Below are 18,961 nucleotides of genomic sequence, written 5' to 3' on the forward strand. Positions count from 1 at the left end.
CTCAGCGCCCCGGCTTGAAAAGCGCATTGAGCTCGGCGCCGGCCGCCGCGCCTTCGAAGCCGTCGAAGCGCCCCTCGGCGAGCGCTTGCGCGGCGCGCGTGAAGCCGCCCCACGCCGCGCGGGCGAGCGCGCCCCCCACGCTCACGCGCCGCACGCCCATCGCGGCGAGATCCTGCAGCGTGAAGGGCGAAACGCCGCCCACGAGCACGTTGACGGGTTTCGGCGCAACGGCGGCCACCACGGCTTCGATCTGTTCGCGGGTCTTGATGCCCGGCGCGTAGAGACAGTCGGCGCCGGCCTGTGCGTAAGCGGTGAGCCGGCGGATCGTTTCGTCGAGATCGGACAGACCCACGAGAAAATTCTCCGCCCGGCCGACGAGCAGCGTGTCGCCGCCCTGGGCGTCGATGGCGCGGCGCGCGGCCGCGATCCGCTCTACGGCCGCGTCGAGCGCAAAGAGCGGCGCCGCCGTGTCGCCGGTCGAGTCCTCGATGGAGAGACCCGCTACGCCAGCCTGCACCGCGAGGCTCACGCTTTCGGCCACGCCCGCGGGATCCTTGCCGAAGCCGCTTTCGAAGTCGGCGTTCACGGGCAGGTCCGTCGCATCCACGATCGCGCGCAGATGGGCGAGCACGGCCTCGCGGCTGACGGTGTTGTCGGCGTGGCCCGTGGACCACGCGAAGCCGGAACTGGTGGTGGCGAGCGCCTTGAAGCCGAGGCTCTGCAAATAGCGGGCGCTGCCGGCATCCCAAGGATTGGGCAGCATGAAACAGCCGGATTCATGCAGGGCGCGAAAGGCGGCACGTTTTTCTGCGGCGGTGCGGGGCATGGAACGTCTCCTTTTCAGGGTAGGGAGGTCGCAACGATAGGCGTGAAGGTAAACGTAAAGTACCTTGGCACGAGATTACCCAGACTAATGACGTGTATACGGGAAAAGCACGGAAAAACCTTTAAAGGGCAGTGCAGCATGCGCCGTTAGCTGATTGGAAAACGACGCCTCCATTCAGGACATCATGCTGAGAAAACTGACTGTATTGCAAAAACTGCTGACCACCTTCGGTGCCGTGGCCGTTATCGGTGCCGCCTGCGGGGGCGTGGGCATCGCCACGCTGTCACGCATGTACGGTCTCACGCGCGACGTTGCGCAAAACCACGTGCAGGGCATTTACCTGCTCAGCGAAATCGCGCGCAACAAGCTGTCCACCGACCTCGACGCGGCCAACCTCGGTTATGCGCACTCGGACGCCGACAAGCAGGGCCTCATCGAAGACATCCGCGTGAAGCTGGGCGCCATGGAGCAGTCGATGCACGAGTATGGCGAACTCGCGGGGCAAACGGAGGAAGGGCAGACGCTCTTCGCCGACCTGCAGCGCACCAACGACGTCTGGGAGCCTATCGTCAGGCAGGAGGCCGGCTTCTCGCCGCTGCAGCCGCAATATGCCGACCACGACTTGCTCGTGCGCGACGCGATTGCGGCAAGCGACAAGATGAAGACGGCCATTGCGGCACTCGCGGCGTACCGCAAGAAGCGCGCGGACGAAGCGGCCGCGAACGCCGCCAGCCTGTACGCGAGCATGGGCATCCTGCTGTCTACGCTCGTCGTGGCAGGTTTTATCGCCAGCATGGCGTTCGGCGTGTTCATCGCGCGCCAGCTTCAGCGGCAACTGGGCGGCGAGCCGGTGCAGGCCCGGGACGTCGCGCGCGCCATCGCCGACGGCAATCTCGCCTCGCCGGTGCCGCTGCGCGACAAGGACACGACGAGCCTGATGGCCGCGCTCGCCTCGATGCAGGATCGCCTGCGCGAAATCATCGGCACGATCCAGGTGTCGAGCGATTCGATCGTGACGGCTTCGGGCGAAATCGCCCGCGGCAACCTCGATCTCTCGCAGCGCACCGAAGAGCAGGCCGCTTCGCTCGAAGAGACGGCGGCGAGCATGGACGAGCTCACCTCCACGGTCAGCGCGAACAGCGCCTTCGCCGCCGACGCGCTGCGGCTTGCCGAACATTCGTCGCAGGCCGCCACGGACAGCGGAACGGCCATGCAGGAGCTCTCGGGCAGCATGGGGTCGCTCGTGAGCCACGCGAGCAAGATTACCGAGATCATCGCGACCATCGACGGCATCGCTTTCCAAACCAATATCCTCGCGCTGAATGCCGCCGTCGAGGCGGCGCGCGCGGGCGAACAGGGCAAGGGTTTCTCGGTCGTGGCCAGCGAAGTGCGCAGTCTCGCGCAGAAGAGCGCGGTGGCGGCCAAGGAGATCAAGCAGTTGATCGACACGACCACGAACGACATCCGCAACGGCTCGCAGGTGACCGAGCGCACCGCCGAATCGATGACCGCCGTGAAGAGCGCCGTCGAGCGCGTGGCCGCGCTGATGCGCGATGTGACCTCGGCGTCGGACCATCAAAGCACGGGTATCGCGCAGATCAACCAGGCGATGCGGCAGATGGATTCGGTTACGCAGCAGAACGCGGCGCTCGTCGAGCAGGCCGCCGCCGCGGCGCAGAGCATGAGCGAGCAGGCCGGCTCGCTCAGGCGGAGCGTTTCGGCGTTCCGGCTGCACTGAGGGTCTAACGCTCAGGGCGGCCGTTCAGAGATAAGCGGCGAGCAGGGCGACGATCGTCGCGGCGAGCGCCATCAGCAGCGCCGCGAGCCAGAGGGAGGCGCGCGCGGGTGCGCGTATCGCGGCGGGCAGGCGTTTCTTGCCCGTGAGCATGGGGCCGAGCAGGTTATGGCCCTTCGCAAGCGCGTAGACGGCGATTGCGCAGACATGCAGCACCACGGCCGCCAGCAGCACGTCCCAGCCCCAGGCATGCAGCTTCGCAATGGCGTTCGCTATCGCGGCTGGGACAAGCTCGCTCAGCGGCCCTTCGTCGGCAATGTCGTTGTTGTCGTAGAGGCCGCTCAGCGTTTCGGCCAGGAGCAGCACGAGCAGGAGCACGACCATCCAGCCGCCCGCCGGATTGTGACCGACCTGATGGTCGGGTTCGCGCCGCAGCAGGTGCCTCAGGTGGCGCCAGGCCGCGGCCGGCGACGCCACGAAGCTGCGAAAGCGCGCGGTCTCGCCGCCCGCCACGCCCCACATCAGCCGGAACAGCACGAGCACGAGCAGCGCTTCGCCGAGCCGCACGTGCCACGCCATCCAGTTCAGGCACTGCGTTGCCCAGCAGGCCGCCACGAGCGCGACGGCGAGCCAGTGGAAGAGCCGGGTGGGAAAGTCCCAGACGCGCACCGAGCGTGCGCCGGCGGCTTCGGGGAGTCCGGATTCCATGGGCTTGCGCGGCAAAGGGGGATCAGGTCTTCGAGAGAATCTGTCCGATGGCTTGCTCGAAGGCTTCCACCGGCTGGCCGCCGGAGAGCAGATAGCGGTCGTTGAAGATGATCGACGGCACCGAATGAATGCCCATCTCCTGATACTGCTGCTCCTCGGCGCGAACCTCGTCGGCGTAGGCGCCGCTTTGCAGCACTTCGCGTGCCTGCGCGGCATCGAGCCCCGCCGATTGCGCGGCTTCGACCAGTACGTCGTGATTGCCCGTGTCCTTGCCCTCGCCGTGGTAGGCGCGCAAAAGCGCGAGCTTCAGCGGCACCTGTTTGCCTTCGAGGCCCGCCCAGTGCAGCAGGCGATGGGCGTCGAAGGTGTTGTACACATGCTCGCGCGTGCCGAATGCGAAGCCGACCTCGGCGCCGCGCTCGCGGATCATGGCCTGGGTTTCGGCAATCTGCGCCGGCGTGCGGCCGTATTTCTTGCCGAGATAGTCGACGATCGACTCCCCGGCCGGCCCCATCTGCGGATTCAGCTCGAACGGATGCAGGACGATCTGCGCGTCGACCTTGTCGCCGAGGCGCTCCAGGGCACGCTGCAGCGAGGCGAGGCCGATCGCGCACCAGGGGCAGGCGACATCCGAAACAAAATCGATCTTGAGTGGCTGTGTCATGGCATTCCTTGTCAATGGCCGGCTGCTCACGCCCTTGGGGCCGCGCAGCCGCTGCGCACAGGGTAGCCTGGAACGTCGATCGCTGCAGAGGGCGCCACGACTCATGTTTCGCACGGCGCGTCGTCCCGCGCACGGTCGACATCGGGGCTGCGGTACGCGGATTCGGGAATGTCCGCGAGCCGCGACGCGTGAACCTGGCCCGACGAAAGACCGTAGAACTTCTGGAAGCTCATGATGAGCGGATTCCACCGGTCCGGGTCGATGCGGTTGGGCTGGCCGTCCATCAGCAGATCGGGACGCACATGCACGCGCGTCACGCGCAGTTCGACCACTTCGATCTGACCGCGCAGCGCGGGGGTATCGTCGGCGAGACCGTGGCGCGCGGTCACCGCGGCTTCCAGATGGATCGGGCATTCCTGCGCACGCGGCGCGGCCACCGTCTGCGAATCGAGCGGCGTGAGGCCCGCGCGCGCGAACTTGTCGGGCTCGAAGGCATAGCCGCGCGCGAGCTTGCGCGGCGGCACGGGATTCGAGCCGGTGGTGCGCGCGATGCGGTCCACGGCGGCCGCTTCGGCGGCCGACGGCAGGTTCAGCGTGCACTCGCCGGTGCGCCGCAGGTTCGCGGTCGTTTTCGAACTCGCGCTGATGCCGATCACGCAACGCCAGCCGAGCCAGAACGCCGACGAGATGGGGGCGAGGTTCGCGGTTCCATCCTCGTTGGACGTGCCGACCAGCACGACCGGCGTGCCGAAATAGAGGATTGCCGGTTCGCTCAGGACATGGGAAGAGGACATGCTCGGATCTCACGGTGAGTTGACATGAGACCAGTGTCGGCTTGCAGGCTCGACGGCGCACTCCAGTTCTTGCTCTCTCGTCCCCTGTCGTTGGGTCGCTTGTTGGACCGCTTGTTGGGCCGCTTTATCGAACTTCGCGCGCGCGGGGCTGCTGCGGTCTACTGCTAATGCGGAATGGGCGGATAGAATACGAGGCCTGTTGTTCCTGTTTCACGATAGTCCCATGTCCACGTATCTCGAACTGATCGCCCGCAAGCGGGAACTCGACGCCCAGATTGAAGCAGCCCGCGCACAAGCCGCCGCCGAGGCGCTTGCCGCGGCGCGCGCCGCGATTGCCGAATTCGGCTTCACGCCCGAAGATCTCTTCGGCAAGGCGGCGAAAGCCGCGAAAGCGGTGAAGAAACGCGCCGGCAAGGAGGCTCGCAAGCCGCACGGCGGCAACGACGCAGACAGCGGGACGCTCGATCTGTTCGCACCGGGCATCCTGAACGAAGCCGGTTAGGGCGTGCCTGACGAGGCGATCTCAGGCCGTCACGTCTCGTGCTTGTCGTCGCTGTCGTCTTTGTGGAACACGCGCTTCGTCGCGCGCTTGGTGGCGTCATAGCCCTCGCGCGACGCGTGGGCGATGCCGTGGCCAATCGACCTCGCGGCGTTCGCCGTAGCATGGCCGAAGTTGCGCGCGGCATGCCCGGTCGCCGTGGCGGCCGACTTGGCGTCGTGCTTGATGTCCTCTTTCGCTTCGTGGATGTCGGCATGGGCCGCGGCGCTGAACATGCCGAGCAGCAGCGCGATCACAATGAATCGATGAGTTTTCACGTCGAATCTCCTTTCGGGGTTGAGTTGGCCGCGCGTGCCTGCGCGGCGGACGCGTCCAGCATCACGGCAGCGCGGCCGGACAGCAGCAGCGCTTCGCCGCAGCGAACCGTAAAGCCGTAGAGAATGGTGTTGCCGTCGCCGCTCAGGCGTTCGGCCTCCACCGTGAGGGGCGCCGCGAAGGTGTCGAGACGCGCAACATGCGCTTCGACCCCGCGCACGCTCGCGAGATAGCCCACACGCGGACGCGGCGGTGCGGCGTCGTCCGTTGCTGCGTTTGCGCCAGTGGCGAGCGCGCCATGCACGGCCATCGCCTGCGCCGCGTATTCGATGCCGCAGACCGAGGCGAGTCGTCCGTGCGAGCGCAGCGGGTTGTGCGTATCGCGGTGGCTGGTCGCGGTGCAGCGGATGCGGCTTTCGTCCCAGGCGTCGACGCTGTCGAGCAGGCACATCGCGCCGGCGTGCGGAATGTGCGCCGCGATCCAGTTGCGGTCGAGCGGTGCGGCGAGGGGCGACGCGGCAGGCGGAGCGGCTCGAAAGATCTCTTGCGTCATCGCACGTGCTCCGATGCAGCGTCCGGGAGGGTCACGTCGATCCGCACGCGCATCTCGGGCAGATAGTCGAGCACCACGCTCGAAGCGCGGCGCGCTGCGACGGCTTCGAGCAGCGGCAGGACGCGCGCCGCCGGATTGGACGCGCGCAGGGCCTCCAGGTCGGGCGAGGCGAGTGTCGTCGCCGGCGCGCCGGTGAGCGTCAGGGTGACGTGCGCGAGCGCGCGTTGCATGGCGACGTCGTGCGCCGTGGAGGCAAGCGGTGCAAGCACGAGCGCCACGCCGAAGGCATCCGCGATCGGGCGCACCGCGTGCAGCGGCTCGGGGTACTCGGCGTCGTATGCGACCAGCAAGGTCGGCACGCCGTCCACCGCGACCTGGCAAAGGCTCTCGATAAGGCCCGCCGCGAAGCTGGCGTCATAGGCGCAGAGCACGTTCGAAGCGGCCCGCGAGCGCGCGGCAATGCTCCAGTAGCCGGCCGCGGCGTTGTGCACGGAGTTATGAAAGCGCGTGGGCGAGAGCTGGCGGTCGTCGCCGGCCAGCGTTTCGCAGATCGCGTGGCAATTCTGTCCGTCGCCGCCCGATGCGGCGAAGACGGCGGCCAGTGTCGTGCCGTCGCGTCCGCTGGCGGCCACGGCCTCGTGGCCCACGGCCAGTGCGGTCTTCACGATCGGGCCGGTGCGGCGTCGCTCGGCGGACGGCAGGCCCGCGGGCGGTGGCAGCGCGGTGCGTGCGCTCGCGTAAGGGCTGCGGCCCGCCAGTACCTCGGCGGCTTGCGGCCAATCGGCAAAGCCAGGCCCGATGAGGCCGATGCTTTCGATACAGGCGTTCAGTTTCATGATCGATGCTCGCGCAGCGCATGGGACGCGCGGCCAAAAATCAGGCTGCAGTTCGTCCCGCCGAAGCCGAACGAATTGCTGAGGACCGTGTGCAGGTCGGCGTCGCGGTTTTGCAGAATGTAGTCGAGGCCGAGCGCCGCGTCCGGTTGCGTGGTGTTCACGCCTGCGGGCATGAAGCGGTGGCGCAGCGCGAGCGCCGCGATCACGGCCTCCAGTGCGCCGGCCGCGCCCAGCGTATGGCCCGTCGCTCCCTTGCTCGAACTGCATGGCGTGCCTTCGAACAGCGCGGTGATCGCGCGGCTTTCCGCAGCGTCGTTGCTCGGTGTGGCCGTGCCGTGCAGGTTGATATAGCCGATTTCGCGCGGCGTGAGGCCTGCCATTGCGAGCGCCTGCTCGATCGCCGTTCGCGCGCCCAGTCCTTCCGGATGCGGCGCCGACATATGGTGTGCGTCGCTCGACTCGCCCACGCCGAGCAGCAGGATCGCCTCGTCGTCGAGCGTGCCGCGCGACCCGGGCAAACGTTCGAGAAGCGCGAATGCTGCCGCTTCGCCAATCGAGATACCGTCGCGCGCCACGTCGAACGGCCGGCAGGGCTGGCGCGACAGCAATTCGAGCGAATTGAAGCCATAGAGCGTGGTGAGGCACAGAGAATCGACGCCGCCCACCACGGCGGCGTCGATAAGTCCCGCCTCGATCATGCGCCGCGCCGACCCGAACACCTTCGCACCCGAAGAGCAGGCCGAGGAAATCGCCGTTGCGGGGCCGCGCAGCGCGAAGTACGCGCGCACGAAAGCCGCGACCGAATAGGAATTGTGTGTCTGCGCGTAACGAAAGCCCGGGGGCAGCGCACCGCTTTCCGGCGCGCGCTGCCGGTAGGCCGCTTCCGTTTCGAGAATTCCGCTCGTGCTCGTACCGACGAAGACGCCCACGCGTTCGGCCCCGTAGCGGGCGACGGCTGCTTCGACGTGCGCGGCGAAGCCGTCCTGCATCAGCCCGATCTGCGCGAGGCGATTATTGCGGCAGTTGTAGTCGGCGAGGTCGGCGCGCAGCGCTTCAGCGTCGACGCCTTCCGCCTCGCCGGTCCAGGTGTCGAGCGCCGCGCGCTCGAAACGGCATGGCGCGAGGCCGCTCTTCTGGCCGCGCAGCGCGTCGAGTGTCGCGTCGAGCCCGCGTCCTATGCAACTGGCGGCGGTGAAGTGCGAGAGCAGGAGAGGTTTCACGAAGGTCGTATCCGGTGAGGGCCGCGCTGGCGGTGAAGCAGATGCCGGCGCGTCGATAGACATCAAATTTTATCAAACGGGGGGTGGCGTCCCCCGCCCGGCACGGGGCGTTCGCGTTCGCCTTCGTGCCAAACCGCCTGGGCGGCAAGCGCGCCGCGTAGGGTCGTCCACTGCAGTTGCGCCGCCGCGGCCGCGCGCAGCACCTTGGGCAGTACCTCGAGCACCACGGGCCGGCCATCGGCGCTGCGCGCCGCATGGCCGTCGTGAACGAGCAGGATGTCGCGCGGCGCGAGACCCTGCAGCAGGCGGCGCGCGACTTTGCCGGCGTCGCGCTCGCGCGTGTCGAAGCCGCGCCGGGTCCAGCTCGCGAGGCGCAGGCCAAGCCCGCACAGCACCGGTTCGAGGAACGGGTTGCGCAGTCCCGCGGGGGCGCGGAAAAAGAGCGGACGCGTGCCGCTGATTTCGGCGAGCGTCTCCTGGGCGACCTCGATCTCTTGCCGCAGGGCGCCGGGGCCCGAGAGCGAGAAGGTGTGCCGGTGCCGCTGGCTATGGTTTTCGACGGCGTGGCCGCGCGCGACCATGGCCTCGATCCACTGCGGGTGCCGGCGCGCCAGATCGCCGATGCAGAAGAAGGTTGCGCGCGCACCATGCCGGTCGAGCAGGTCGAGCACGCGCGGCGTGACTTCGGGGTCGGGGCCGTCGTCGATGGTCAGGGCGATGCGGCGGTCGGCGCCGCCGGACGTATCGGGCAGGCGCGTCCAGTTCGGGCCGAGCAGGGCGCTCTTCGGCCAGAGCCCCGCAGCCGTCAGCACGAGATGCGAGGCGACCACGCCGCTCGCCGCCCACGGCCAGGTTGCCGGTTGGGCCAGCACTGCCGCTGCCGCGCCGCCGTGCAACGCCGCCGTGCCCAGGATCAGCGGGGACGGTTTCCATCGGCGCACGCCTTCAGCGGCGTTTGTGTGCGGCGAGGGCGCGTTCATGCGCGTCCTCCTTCGCGGCCGGCCGGAACGGCAGTCGAGGCCGACATCGACGACGCGGTGCGCCCGGTGTGGGCCGTCTGCGGCGCAAGGATCGCGGCAAATGCGAGAGCCAGCATCGCGCCGGGTCCGACCGTGAGGCCGAACGTTTCGAGCAGCGGCACGCGCGAAAGCGCGAGCAGGCCGAAACCCGCGACTGTCGCGAGATTCGCGACCAGCAGCGAGACGAGCGTAGGCGGTGCGATCCGGGGCCCGGTATGCGGCGCATTTTCCGGCCGGCCCGCGCCATCGGTGCCGGGCTTGCAGAAGAACAGCGCGTAGTTCGAGCCCACGGCGACGATCAGCAGCATGCCGATGAGGTGCAGGATCGTCAGCGGCACGCCTGCCAGCGCAAAGCCCGCGGCGACGGCCAGTACCGCGGCGACGAGCGGAGCGAGCGCGCGCGCGGCCCGCAGCGGCGAACGCAGTGCGACGGCCAGCAGCACGGCGATACCCGCGAATCCCGCGAGCGAGAGGCGTATGGCCTCGCGCTCGTAGTTCACGTAGAGATGGTCGGCCTCGGTTTTGAGGTCGACGAACAGCGCGCCGGGCACGCCTGCACGCGAGACGGCGGCCTGGACCGGGGCGGCCTGTACCGGCGATCCGTTGTTGTCGCGCGCCCGCAGCGCGAGCATGGCATTCCAGCCGTTCGCGTGCCGGGTCAGCAGCGAATCGACGGCGAGTGCCATCGAAGTGCCGCGCAGATCGGCGCGCGTGATCAGCGGCGCCTCGCGTGCCGCTTGAACGTCGGCGATGAATGGCGCGAACGCTTCCGGTTTGATGTCGACCGGCTGATCGGCTGCGGCTTCGCGCATGCGGGCCGTCAGCGTGGCGGCGTCGGGTAGGCTCGCGCGGCGTGCGCGTTGCGTCGCGTCGCTCGGCAGATAGCGAGCCGGACTTTCGAAGCCCGCGAGCACCCCCTGGTCCACGAGCGGCTGCAGTTGCGCGCCGATCTTCTCGGCGTCTTCGAGCGCGGCCTGTTCGCTGGCGGCGGGAATGGCCACCAGGTAGCGCACGTCGGGGGCGCCAAGGTCGGCGCGCAGCCGCTCGTCCAGCGTGCGGCTCGCCTCCGGCACCGGGCTCAGCGCTTCGAGCTCGTGGCTCCAGAGACTGCCGCGATGCAATGCGAGCACGGCGAGTGCGCCGAGCGTGAGCGCCGCGAGCGGCCAGCGCAGGCGCGGCGCGGCCTGCGCGATGCGCGCGAGCCGTGCGCCGATGCCCGAGACGTCGCGTATCGCCACTGGGCCGCCCTGCAAACGCGGCAGCACATAGCGCGTGACGAGCGCCGCCGCCGTCAATCCCGCGATCGAGTAGACGCCGAGCTGCACGAGACCCGGAAAGCTGGAGAACACCAGCGAGGCGAAACCGCACACCGACGTGAGCACGCCAAGGCGGATCGTCGGCCAGTATGCGGCGATCCATGCGCGCAACGGGTGAGGCGTCTGCGCCGTCGCACCCCCCTGGGCGGACTGCACGAAGAGATAGATCGAGTAGTCGACCGCCTCGCCGATCAGCGTCGTGCCGAAACCCAGTGTCAGTCCTTGAACCGTGCCGAATGCGAGGCTCACCGCCGCGATGCCCGCCGCCACGCCGGAAAGCACGGGCAACAAGCCGAGTCCGAGCGTGCGCGGCGAACGGTAGATCGTCAGCAGGAGCGCGACGATCAGCACGAGACTCAGGGTCGAGATGCGCTCCACGTCGTGGCGGATCAGGTCGCGCGTTTCGACGGAAAACACGCCGGGGCCGCTCAGCTCGATCCGGTATGACGACGCGGCCGGCAGCGCATGCGTGGCCGTGTCGAACGCACGATGAACGGCGTCGATGGCGCGCGCCTGCGCGTCGGTATCGGAGCCCGCCGCGGCGATCTGCGCGACCAGCACGGCGCGCGTGCCGTCGCGCGAGGCCCATGCGCCGTCGCGGCTCGCGGGTTGCGCGGTGCTGTCGAGCTGGCCGATCAGCGCGGGGATTTCACCGGTCGGGTCGCGCGGCAACAGGTCCTTGGCGACAAGACCCGCCGACGAGCTCAGCAAATCGAGGCTCTGGCCCAGCGCGTCATGCAGGCCGGCCGCCGTGAAGCGCTGCGGTGTGACTGCCGGGCTCAGCAGATAGCGATGCGCGAACACGAACTGCTCGTCGCGCGCATCGTCCGCGGTTTCGCCGTTGTTGACGGCCGCGAACTGCGGGGCGGTACGCAACGTCGCCGCCACCTGCCGCGAGATCCGTGCGCGCCCGGGCGCATCGCCGCCTTCGATCGAGACGAGGATCAGCCGCAGGGCCGGGCCCTCGCGCAATTGATCCACGAGCACCCGCTGGCGCGCGTCCGGCGTGCGAGGCAGGAAGGCGGAGAGGTCCGCGCTGAAGTGGGCGCGCGCGATCGCCGCCGCGCAGGCGAGCAGGAGCAGCAGCCAGATCAGCACCGCGCGCCGCTCCAGGGCCCGCGCCAGCGCGTGCGGGCCTCGGGTGGGCGGCGTGGACCGGGTGGGGGTGTTCATCGGCTCGTCACCAGGCGCGAACGCTTAGTTCGTCGTCCCGTTCGCCGCGGCCGCGAGCGGCTGCAGCCGCATTAGCGAATGGTCGCCGCCCGGTTGCTCGATCGCCACGCTGCGCAGCACGTCGGCAGTGCCTTCCAGCGTGATCGTGCTCACCACCTTCAGCATGCGTGCGTCGCGCGGCGTGAGCGTGAGGGTCCAGTCTTCGCCGTTGCCGGCGAGCGCGATCTGATACGTCTCTTCGAGCGCGGGCCGGTTGCCCGTGAGCGTCGCGCGGATGCTTTCGATGAACGCGCCGAGTTCCGGATAGCGCGCCAGCGGCAGCGTATAGGTGTGGTTGTTGCGATCGACGGTGAGCATGTCGCCGTCAACAACCAGGTGCTCCGGCTTCGGGCTCAGCGTGTTCTTTTCCAGATGGTCGGGCGCGACGAACACGAGCTCGCCGGACGATTCGATAGGCTGCGCAGCGATCGCGAGGTACTTCGTCTCCTTGAACGAGGCGCGGCCCGACTTGCGCTGGGCGAGCGCGGCCATGAGTCGATCGAGCGTCCAGCTGGAAGACGTGGCGGCAGCGGCCGGCGTAGCGGAGGCCGCGCCGGCGAATGCCGGCGTAAGGGCGCCGAGCGCGACGGCAAGGCCGGCGCACGCTACGGCGCGGCGCAAGGTGCACCGTGAAGCCAAATGACGGGCGGGACGGCGGGAGGCGCTCATGCGTCGGAGGTCTCCTGGGCGGCGAGGCGCGCGTGCTGCACGTCGGCACGGCGCACGCCATAAGCGTTTCTCGCCACGCGCGCGGCAATGGCTCCCTGCTTCGCCGTGGCCGGCGCCTCGGCCGCTTCGACCGTGTCGGCTGCCTGCGCGGTCTGCCAGAAGTCGAAGTAGTTGAACCAGTTGTACGGCGCCGTGCGGCAATGGCGGTCGAGCAGCGTCACATAGCGCGCAAGTGCGGCCTCGATGGCGGCGGCGCGCGCTTCGCGCGGCGTGTGCGTGAAGTCGGCGAGCGTCTCGAAGCGCACGTCGTAACGGTTGCCGCCGCGATAGAGGCCCGTCATGAAGATCACGGGGCGCTTGAGCATCGCCGCCATGTAGAGCGGCCCGAGCGGGAACGACGCGGGCTTGCCGAGAAAAGGCATGCAGCGCGCCGAGGCGGTGTCTTCCAGCAGCGTGCGGTCGGCCAGCATGCCGACCATGCAGTTCTGGTCGAGCCGTTCGTTCACGCGCAGCATGGAATCGATCTGCCCGAGCGGGATCACTTCCGGCTGGGCGGCCGGGTTCACGGCGGCGATCGTCGCGTTGATCTTGCGCGCGTTCTCCTCGTACATCGTGACGACCACGCGCAAGCCCGGCCGCGTGCGGCCGAGCGCGCGCACGACCTCGAAGCTGCCCAGATGGCCGCCCATCAGGAACGCGCCGCGTCCGCTCTCGAGCGCTTCGTCGACGAGTTCGTGTCCCTGCGGACGGATGTCGAAGAGGTCGAAGCGTTCGTTGATCAGGTAGAGGCGGTCGTGGATCGTCGTCGCGAAGGTGAACAGGTGCCGGTAGACCTCGCGCCAGTGCGCGCGGCGCCCCAGCACGCGGCTCAGATACGCGCGCGAGGCAGCCCGCACCTGCGGCGAGAACAGCATGTAATAGCCCGTGCACAGATGCACGAGGACGCGCGAGGCGCGGCGGCCCATGCGCAGTGACAGCCATGTCATGGCGCGCAGCAACAGCGTGTTGCCGCGCTCTTCTTGCTGGGTCCAGTCGGTGCGCTTGATCATGGGTGCGGGCCTTCCTGGGTGAGGGGTAACGCGAGGGGTTGCTGAACCGACAAGGTGCCGCTCGCGACATTGCGCTCGCCGGCCTGCACGGTAAAGCGAATCGCGCCGTTTGCGGTGGCGTCGAACGCGAGATCGAGCGGCTCGCCGGGCGCGGCCGGGCTCAGGAACTTCGCGGCGCCGAGCCGCCAGGCGTCCATTGGGCGGTTCAGGGCCGAGCCGATGGCCTCGATGGCGTGGTCGAGCAGCACGACGCCGGGCACGATGGGGCGGCCCGGGAAGTGGCCCGGCAAGGCGGGGTGGTCGGCGGGTATCGTGAAGGAAACGGTGATGACGCCGGTCGCCTTGCCGGTAGCGGCTGCCGTGCTCGCCGCACTTGCGCCGGCCTCGGCCGTTGCGGTCCCTGCCGGAACGCCTCGCGTGTGGCGCGCGGCCAGTGCCGCGAGGACGTGATGCGGCAGCTTGCCGGTCTCGTTGCGTGGCAGCGCATCGACGAACACGAGCGGGCGCGGCATGAACGCGGCGTCGATGCGCTCGCGCAGCGCCCGCAGCAGATCGGCGGCACTCAGCGTTGGCGCGACCACGAGTGCGATCAAGCGCGTTACCGGTTCGCGGTGCGCGTCTTCGTTCGCGTCGCCGCGTTCATTGGGCATGAAGAAAACGCCGTCGACCACGCCCGGGATCGCGTTGAGTTGATGGTTCAGATAGGCGAGCGAGGTGCGCTTGCCCGCGATGTTGATGAGATCCGCCTTGCGTCCGTGCAGCAGGAAGCGGTGCGCATCGAGCACTTCGAGCGCATCGCCCATCGGCACCGGCGTTTCCACGTGACCGCCCGAGACCCAGATCGTGGGGCCTTCGTCGCCTTCGGCATCCTCGCCGGCCGGCGAGGCGGCGCGCGCGTCGAGGCGGATCTGCGGCAGCAGTTCCCACGTCGCGCCCCGCGCGGTACGGCGGGTCGCGATCTGGCCGGTTTCCGTGCTGCCGTAAATCTCGACCAACGGGGCGTTCAGACGCGCCTCGGCTTCGCACGCAAGTTTTTCCGCAAGCGGCGCCGTCGCGCTGAGCACGAGCGCGGCGTCGGGCAACGGCGCTTCGGTCGCGAGCAGCGCGCGCAGGTGGATCGGCGAGGTCACGAGCACGCGCGGCTGCGGCACGGTTTCGAGTTCGGCACGGATATCGACCGGATAGAACGGCTGGCGGTTGCTGAAGGCGAGACCGCCGATCAGCGCGAGCAGCACCGTCGATTCGAAGCCGTACATGTGCTGCGCGGGCACCGTGCCGATCAGCGTGGACGTCGTGTTTCCGGCTTGCGCGCGGGCTTCGCCATGCGCGTCGAGCAGCCCGAGGCGCTGCGCCGCCGCGCGCACATTGGCGACGAGGAAGCCCCAGGTCTTGCGGTGCGGCACCGGCGCGCCGGTCGAGCCGGAGGTGAAGACGTAGGCCATGATGCGTGCCGCGTCGATCTGGGGCACGTCGAAGGGCGCATCGTCGCCGACATCGCGGCCGTTCGCCGCCGCCGCGTCTTCGACGCGGCCTTCGGGGTAGCGAAAGCGCGGCAGGTCGATCGCGCAGTCGGGCGTGTCGTGCAGGCAAAACGCGTCGGGGGCGAACGTGGCGAGCTGGCGCACCGTTTCCGGTGTGTGGGTGGACGGCAGCAGGCTGATCCGGTGGGAGACGAGTGCCGCGCACAGGCTCACGGCAAAACGGTAGCGGTCGCGGCAGACGTTGAACACGTGAGCGCCCGGCGGCAGCGCGGCCGCCACCCGCGCCACGTCGGCGAGGAACGCACGCGCCGTGACCGGGGAACCGTCGCACCAGGCAATCACCTGGCGGGGTGCAGTGTGAAAAATCAACGGATGGGTCGGCATAACGGTCGACATAACTTCGGCTGGAACAAAAAACACCGGCGAGGCGGCGCCGCTCACCTCGTGGCCCGCACCGGCTCTAGCCGGGACTGCCGGTAAGCGCGCATCGCCGCGAGCATGCCGGAGTGCCGCTCGCGCGGCAGTGCAAAGCGCCGGCAGGCATGCTCGGCAACGAACATCGCGCCGACCAGCGGCAACGCCACATAGTTGGCGAATGTCGCCCACGCAACGATCGGCGCGAGGGCAAACATCAGCGTCGAAACGGCCGCGGTCGCCACGAAGAACAGTGTCCACGCCAGCGTGATCCGCCGCGTGTAGCGCGCGATCGCCGGCGAGAGCGCGCCACGAATCATCGCCGCGAACTGCGTGCAGAGCGGAACGCGCCCGAGGACCAGCGTGCGGCCGAACAGCAGCGCCATCCCGAGGTTGAAACTCACATGCTCGATGTATAGGCCCCATTCGAAATGACGAGCAAGCGGCGTGCGCGCAGCCCAGAGCGCGGCGGCCGCGAGCGCCCAGAGCGGTAGCCACGCGGCGCGCTGCGGCGAGCGGACGGCGGCGGCCAGAGCGATGGCCAGCGGCGGCAGCAGCGCCATGGCGAGCCCAAGTCCGTGCTCGCCGGGCGTCGCGACGGCGTGGTGCGCCAGCAGCTGATACGCGGCCACGGCGGCGATCGCCAGCGCGGCACGGACGAAACCGCCGTACGGTGCGTGGTGATGTGGGGTGGGCGGGCGCGGCATGATCAATAGGCTTTAGCAGTGAGTGGCGGTCTTCGTCGGTTGCGGACGGCGTCGGCGCGGTGCGTCGGTACACCTGCTCCGTGGCCGCCCGGTATTTATCACAGGAATAACGGTTCGTGGGATTGCGGCAGGCGTATTTTAGGGCCGCGGCGGGGCATCTTTCAGACGGCATGGGGATCGTTTGTAACCGTTTGTATGGCTCGCCGGACGGCCGCATCACCCTACAATCCGATTACATCCCAGGCCGCTTAGGCGTCGCGGCCCCGTTGTATCCCAAAATACGGATGCCCCGCATCCTAACGTCTGTAACCTTTCGGCGGCGCGTACCGTATACGCACCGGAACCCATCGTCTAAAATCCGCGTAACTTTTACCAAATCGACTCCAAACCCAGGCGGGCGGGGCGGCGGGCAAGAGCCGGGAAGCCGGCGGTGTCCTTGTCCTGCGCGGGGGCGCCGCCCCCGGTTGTGCGCACGGCCCGTACCGTTTGATCGCACGCATGATGAACGCACTGGAACACGAGCTTGCCGCGCTGATCGTCGGCGAACTGAATCTCGAAGATGTCTCGCTCGACGACGTGAACGCCGAAACGCAGCTCTATGGCGAAGGCTTCGGGCTCGACTCGATCGACATTCTCGAAATCGCACTGCTGATCTCGAAGAAGTACGGCTTCGAGCTGCGCTCCGACAATCCGGATAACGAAAAGATCTTCGCGACGCTCGGCTCGCTGGCGGCCTATGTCGCCGCGCATCGCGTGCGCTGAACGTGCGCGAACGTCAAGCGCGAATGAGAGGAGAGAGTCGATGCGTGCACTCGTGACAGGCGGCAGCGGAGCGCTTGGCCAGGCCATTTGCCTCGCGCTCGCCGAGGCCGGCCATGAGGTGTGGGTTCACGCCAATCGCCGCGCGGCCGAAGCCGAAGCGGTCGCGCAACGCATTGCCGACGCGGGCGGCACGGCGCACGCCATCACGTTCGACGTGACCGACGCCGACGCCGCCGAGGCCGCGCTCGCCCCGCTCATCGATCACACGCCGGTGCAGATTCTCGTCAACAACGCGGGCGCGCACGACGACGCGCCCTTGGCCGGCATGACGCGCAACCAGTGGCGCAAGGTGATCGACGTTTCGCTCAACGGCTTTTTCAACGTCACGCAGCCGCTCCTGCTGCCGATGATCCGCACGCGGCATGGCCGCATCGTCAATATCGCGTCGCTCGCGGGCGTCATGGGCAATCGCGGGCAGGTCAATTACTCGGCAGCCAAGGCCGGGCTGATCGGCGCGACGAAGGCGCTCTCGCTCGAAGTGGCCTCGCGCGGCATCACGGTCAACGCGATCGCGCCGGGCATCATCGCTTCGCCCATGGTGGAGCACGCGTTCCCCGCCGAACGCATCAAGCAGCTCGTGCCGGCGCAGCGCGCGGGCCAGCCCGAGGAGGTCGCCGCCATGGTGGCGTACCTCGTCTCCGATGCGGCCGCCTACGTAACCGGGCAGGTATTGTCGATCAACGGCGGACTTGCCTGAGCGCGCGCCAGCGCCCTCGGGTTCCTGTTCCATCATGCAACCGGCTGTTCTCATGTCCACGCCCGCTGCTTCCCCTACGCCCTCGACCACGCATCTCGTCCTGATTCCGAGCTACAACCCGGGCGTGAAGGTCGACGAAACCGTGCGCGCGGCGCGCGCTCAGTGGAGCCCGGTGTGGGTGGTCGTGGACGGGAGCACCGACGGCAGCGCCGGACGTCTGCAGGCGATGGCCGCGCAGGATCCGGGGCTGCATGTGATCGTGCTGCCGGTCAATCGCGGCAAGGGCGGGGCGGTGCTCGCGGGAATCGAGGCGGCGGCCGCGCAGGGTTTCACGCACGTGCTGACCATGGACTCCGACGGGCAACACCCGACCGGATTGATTCCGCGCTTCATGGCGGCCTCGCAAGCGTCGCCCGACGCGATGGTGCTGGGCATGCCGAAATTCGACGCGAGCGCCCCGCAACTGCGCGTGCAAGGGCGGCGCCTTTCGAACCTCTTTGCGGACGTCGAGACGCTGTGGGCAGGCATCGGCGATTCGCTCTACGGCTTTCGTGTCTATCCCATCGCGCCTCTCAAGGCGATCATGCGGCGGCAGCCGTGGATGCGCCGTTTCGACTTCGATCCCGAGGCCGCCGTGCGCCTGTGCTGGGCCGGGGTGCGGCCGATCCAGATCGAGGCGCCGGTGCGCTATTTCAGTGCGCAGGAGGGCGGCGTGTCGCATTTCAACTACGCGCGCGACAACCTGCTGCTTAGCTGGATGCATTTGCGGCTCGTCGCCGGTTTCGGCGCGCGCTTGCCGCTGCTCGCCGCACGGCGCCTGCTGGGTCGTGACGGTATTCTCTGATCCGGTTTAACCCGAAAACTGCATAGCATTCCGTAAGAAGTCGACGCGCTTTGCGGCGAACTGCGCACGACCTTCCACCAGAGCGTCGCCACTCCACCACAAGGGAAAACCCGGGCAGCCTGGGGCACACCCCATTCGTGAATTCCCGAAGTCGTTGCGCCAGCACATAGCGAACACCTTGCGCCTGACGCTGGCGAAGCCGCGCTGCGGGCTTCAAGAGGAAACCGGCACGCCGGTAAATGAGTGGAAACCTGTAGGTAACAGATTGTTGTTCCTGCGGTACTTTACATTGACACGATCGTGCGATTTTTCCTAAGATCGCCCGGACGGTTCGGAAAACGAAATCGAGTTCGAATCGCGAACCACGGATCTCGAACCGGATTCGGCACCCTCTGATCCATCACGCACGCCGGTTCACGCGGTTTGCCGGCCTCTCGACGCAGCAAGCAGCACAAACGGGCAACACAACACGCTTCGCACGGCAATCGCCAGGGCAACGTCATGCGGCAGCCTGGTGTAATCCATATAAGTAGTATTGCTAATTAAAAGACGCAGTTACCCGCAGTTACCCAACTCATACC

18 protein-coding genes and 1 pseudogene are annotated in these 18,961 nt (G+C 68.3%); 5 read left to right on the forward strand and 14 right to left on the reverse strand.

Annotation, left to right across the window (positions count from 1 at the left end; genetic code table 11):
• Window position 1: 1 nt before the first annotated feature.
• On the reverse strand, window positions 2-826 hold the full coding sequence (locus tag BAC01S_RS24745; RefSeq protein WP_027797179.1) for an isocitrate lyase/PEP mutase family protein: 825 nt from the start codon (window positions 824-826) through the stop codon (window positions 2-4).
• 184 nt (window positions 827-1,010) lie between these two features.
• Here BAC01S_RS24745 and BAC01S_RS24750 point away from each other — a divergent pair, with 184 nt between their 5' ends.
• Entirely contained in the window at window positions 1,011-2,564 is a 1,554-nt protein-coding gene (locus BAC01S_RS24750; RefSeq protein ID WP_043203606.1) for a methyl-accepting chemotaxis protein, read from the forward strand.
• Window positions 2,565-2,588: 24 nt separating this feature from the next.
• On the opposite strand, the gene BAC01S_RS24755 is transcribed toward BAC01S_RS24750, so the two are convergent.
• The 3 genes from BAC01S_RS24755 to BAC01S_RS24765 form a co-directional block, all read right to left on the reverse strand.
• Window positions 2,589-3,269 carry a cytochrome b/b6 domain-containing protein gene (locus tag BAC01S_RS24755; RefSeq protein ID WP_027797181.1) on the reverse strand — a complete coding sequence of 227 codons (681 nt, stop codon included), beginning with the start codon at window positions 3,267-3,269 and terminating at the stop codon, window positions 2,589-2,591.
• 22 nt (window positions 3,270-3,291) lie between these two features.
• The gene (locus BAC01S_RS24760) at window positions 3,292-3,933 is read right to left on the reverse strand and encodes a DsbA family oxidoreductase (protein ID WP_027797182.1); all 642 of its coding nucleotides are present in this window, start codon (window positions 3,931-3,933) and stop codon (window positions 3,292-3,294) included.
• A gap of 101 nt (window positions 3,934-4,034) precedes the next feature.
• A complete protein-coding gene (locus tag BAC01S_RS24765; RefSeq protein ID WP_027797183.1) occupies window positions 4,035-4,727 on the reverse strand; it encodes a flavin reductase family protein in 693 nt (230 codons plus the stop codon).
• A gap of 223 nt (window positions 4,728-4,950) precedes the next feature.
• Between BAC01S_RS24765 and BAC01S_RS32510 the strand changes: the two genes are divergently transcribed.
• Window positions 4,951-5,229 (forward strand): H-NS family nucleoid-associated regulatory protein, encoded by a 279-nt coding sequence (locus BAC01S_RS32510; RefSeq protein ID WP_052408839.1) that lies wholly within the window; start codon window positions 4,951-4,953, stop codon window positions 5,227-5,229.
• 29 nt (window positions 5,230-5,258) lie between these two features.
• Here the strand turns inward: BAC01S_RS32510 and BAC01S_RS24775 are convergent, their stop codons facing one another.
• From BAC01S_RS24775 to BAC01S_RS24820, 10 genes and pseudogenes are all read right to left on the reverse strand, one after another.
• The gene (locus BAC01S_RS24775) at window positions 5,259-5,543 is read right to left on the reverse strand and encodes a hypothetical protein (protein ID WP_027797184.1); all 285 of its coding nucleotides are present in this window, start codon (window positions 5,541-5,543) and stop codon (window positions 5,259-5,261) included.
• The gene (locus BAC01S_RS24780; RefSeq protein WP_043203583.1) at window positions 5,540-6,094 is read right to left on the reverse strand and encodes a hotdog family protein; all 555 of its coding nucleotides are present in this window, start codon (window positions 6,092-6,094) and stop codon (window positions 5,540-5,542) included. The genes BAC01S_RS24775 and BAC01S_RS24780 overlap by 4 nt, the downstream gene beginning before the upstream one ends.
• Window positions 6,091-6,930, reverse strand: a complete 840-nt coding sequence (locus tag BAC01S_RS24785) for a beta-ketoacyl synthase chain length factor (protein WP_027797186.1) — start codon at window positions 6,928-6,930, stop codon at window positions 6,091-6,093. Before BAC01S_RS24785 ends, BAC01S_RS24780 begins: the two co-directional genes overlap by 4 nt.
• Window positions 6,927-8,150, reverse strand: a complete 1,224-nt coding sequence (locus BAC01S_RS24790) for a beta-ketoacyl-[acyl-carrier-protein] synthase family protein (protein ID WP_027797187.1) — start codon at window positions 8,148-8,150, stop codon at window positions 6,927-6,929. The genes BAC01S_RS24785 and BAC01S_RS24790 overlap by 4 nt, the downstream gene beginning before the upstream one ends.
• Before the next feature lie 62 nt (window positions 8,151-8,212).
• A complete protein-coding gene (locus BAC01S_RS32515; RefSeq protein WP_084168850.1) occupies window positions 8,213-9,130 on the reverse strand; it encodes a polysaccharide deacetylase family protein in 918 nt (305 codons plus the stop codon).
• Window positions 9,127-11,658, reverse strand: a complete 2,532-nt coding sequence (locus BAC01S_RS24800; protein ID WP_027797188.1) for an MMPL family transporter — start codon at window positions 11,656-11,658, stop codon at window positions 9,127-9,129. Before BAC01S_RS24800 ends, BAC01S_RS32515 begins: the two co-directional genes overlap by 4 nt.
• A 24-nt stretch (window positions 11,659-11,682) precedes the next feature.
• Window positions 11,683-12,366: an outer membrane lipoprotein carrier protein LolA gene (locus BAC01S_RS24805; protein ID WP_027797189.1), complete on the reverse strand. Its 684-nt coding sequence runs from the start codon at window positions 12,364-12,366 to the stop codon at window positions 11,683-11,685.
• Between the two features lie 113 nt (window positions 12,367-12,479).
• A pseudogene (locus BAC01S_RS32520) lies at window positions 12,480-13,412 on the reverse strand (LpxL/LpxP family acyltransferase); the annotation flags it as partial.
• Window positions 13,412-15,280 carry an AMP-binding protein gene (locus tag BAC01S_RS32525; RefSeq protein ID WP_043203587.1) on the reverse strand — a complete coding sequence of 623 codons (1,869 nt, stop codon included), beginning with the start codon at window positions 15,278-15,280 and terminating at the stop codon, window positions 13,412-13,414. The gene BAC01S_RS32525 and the pseudogene BAC01S_RS32520, both read right to left, overlap by 1 nt.
• Before the next feature lie 53 nt (window positions 15,281-15,333).
• Entirely contained in the window at window positions 15,334-16,017 is a 684-nt protein-coding gene (locus tag BAC01S_RS24820) for a COG4648 family protein (RefSeq protein ID WP_043203589.1), read from the reverse strand.
• A gap of 501 nt (window positions 16,018-16,518) precedes the next feature.
• Between BAC01S_RS24820 and BAC01S_RS24825 the strand changes: the two genes are divergently transcribed.
• From BAC01S_RS24825 to BAC01S_RS24835, 3 genes are read left to right on the forward strand one after another with little or no spacing between them, the layout of a single operon-like run.
• Window positions 16,519-16,779, forward strand: coding sequence for a phosphopantetheine-binding protein (locus tag BAC01S_RS24825; protein WP_027797191.1), 261 nt, complete (start codon window positions 16,519-16,521; stop codon window positions 16,777-16,779).
• A gap of 40 nt (window positions 16,780-16,819) precedes the next feature.
• Window positions 16,820-17,536, forward strand: a complete 717-nt coding sequence (fabG, locus tag BAC01S_RS24830; RefSeq protein WP_027797192.1) for a 3-oxoacyl-ACP reductase FabG — start codon at window positions 16,820-16,822, stop codon at window positions 17,534-17,536.
• Between the two features lie 34 nt (window positions 17,537-17,570).
• Complete coding sequence (locus BAC01S_RS24835) at window positions 17,571-18,380, forward strand: glycosyltransferase family 2 protein (RefSeq protein ID WP_407667957.1); 810 nt, start codon at window positions 17,571-17,573, stop codon at window positions 18,378-18,380.
• The last annotated feature ends 581 nt before the right edge of the window (window positions 18,381-18,961 follow it).

Source organism: Paraburkholderia acidipaludis NBRC 101816 (genome assembly GCF_000684975.1).
Taxonomy (GTDB): domain Bacteria; phylum Pseudomonadota; class Gammaproteobacteria; order Burkholderiales; family Burkholderiaceae; genus Paraburkholderia; species Paraburkholderia acidipaludis.

What these genes read in the sequence shown, in the direction of transcription:
- BAC01S_RS24835 (WP_407667957.1), top strand. Translation starts at nt 17,571, where the DNA reads ATGCAACCGGCTGTTCTCATGTCCACGCCCGCTGCTTCCCCTACGCCC.
- BAC01S_RS24820 (WP_043203589.1), bottom strand. Translation starts at nt 16,017, where the DNA reads ATGCCGCGCCCGCCCACCCCACATCACCACGCACCGTACGGCGGTTTC.
- BAC01S_RS24785 (WP_027797186.1), bottom strand. Translation starts at nt 6,930, where the DNA reads ATGAAACTGAACGCCTGTATCGAAAGCATCGGCCTCATCGGGCCTGGC.
- BAC01S_RS32525 (WP_043203587.1), bottom strand. Translation starts at nt 15,280, where the DNA reads ATGCCGACCCATCCGTTGATTTTTCACACTGCACCCCGCCAGGTGATT.
- fabG (WP_027797192.1), top strand. Translation starts at nt 16,820, where the DNA reads ATGCGTGCACTCGTGACAGGCGGCAGCGGAGCGCTTGGCCAGGCCATT.
- BAC01S_RS24765 (WP_027797183.1), bottom strand. Translation starts at nt 4,727, where the DNA reads ATGTCCTCTTCCCATGTCCTGAGCGAACCGGCAATCCTCTATTTCGGC.
- BAC01S_RS32515 (WP_084168850.1), bottom strand. Translation starts at nt 9,130, where the DNA reads ATGAACGCGCCCTCGCCGCACACAAACGCCGCTGAAGGCGTGCGCCGA.
- BAC01S_RS24745 (WP_027797179.1), bottom strand. Translation starts at nt 826, where the DNA reads ATGCCCCGCACCGCCGCAGAAAAACGTGCCGCCTTTCGCGCCCTGCAT.
- BAC01S_RS32510 (WP_052408839.1), top strand. Translation starts at nt 4,951, where the DNA reads ATGTCCACGTATCTCGAACTGATCGCCCGCAAGCGGGAACTCGACGCC.
- BAC01S_RS24805 (WP_027797189.1), bottom strand. Translation starts at nt 12,366, where the DNA reads ATGAGCGCCTCCCGCCGTCCCGCCCGTCATTTGGCTTCACGGTGCACC.
- BAC01S_RS24825 (WP_027797191.1), top strand. Translation starts at nt 16,519, where the DNA reads ATGAACGCACTGGAACACGAGCTTGCCGCGCTGATCGTCGGCGAACTG.
- BAC01S_RS24780 (WP_043203583.1), bottom strand. Translation starts at nt 6,094, where the DNA reads ATGACGCAAGAGATCTTTCGAGCCGCTCCGCCTGCCGCGTCGCCCCTC.
- BAC01S_RS24750 (WP_043203606.1), top strand. Translation starts at nt 1,011, where the DNA reads ATGCTGAGAAAACTGACTGTATTGCAAAAACTGCTGACCACCTTCGGT.
- BAC01S_RS24800 (WP_027797188.1), bottom strand. Translation starts at nt 11,658, where the DNA reads ATGAACACCCCCACCCGGTCCACGCCGCCCACCCGAGGCCCGCACGCG.
- BAC01S_RS24760 (WP_027797182.1), bottom strand. Translation starts at nt 3,933, where the DNA reads ATGACACAGCCACTCAAGATCGATTTTGTTTCGGATGTCGCCTGCCCC.
- BAC01S_RS24755 (WP_027797181.1), bottom strand. Translation starts at nt 3,269, where the DNA reads ATGGAATCCGGACTCCCCGAAGCCGCCGGCGCACGCTCGGTGCGCGTC.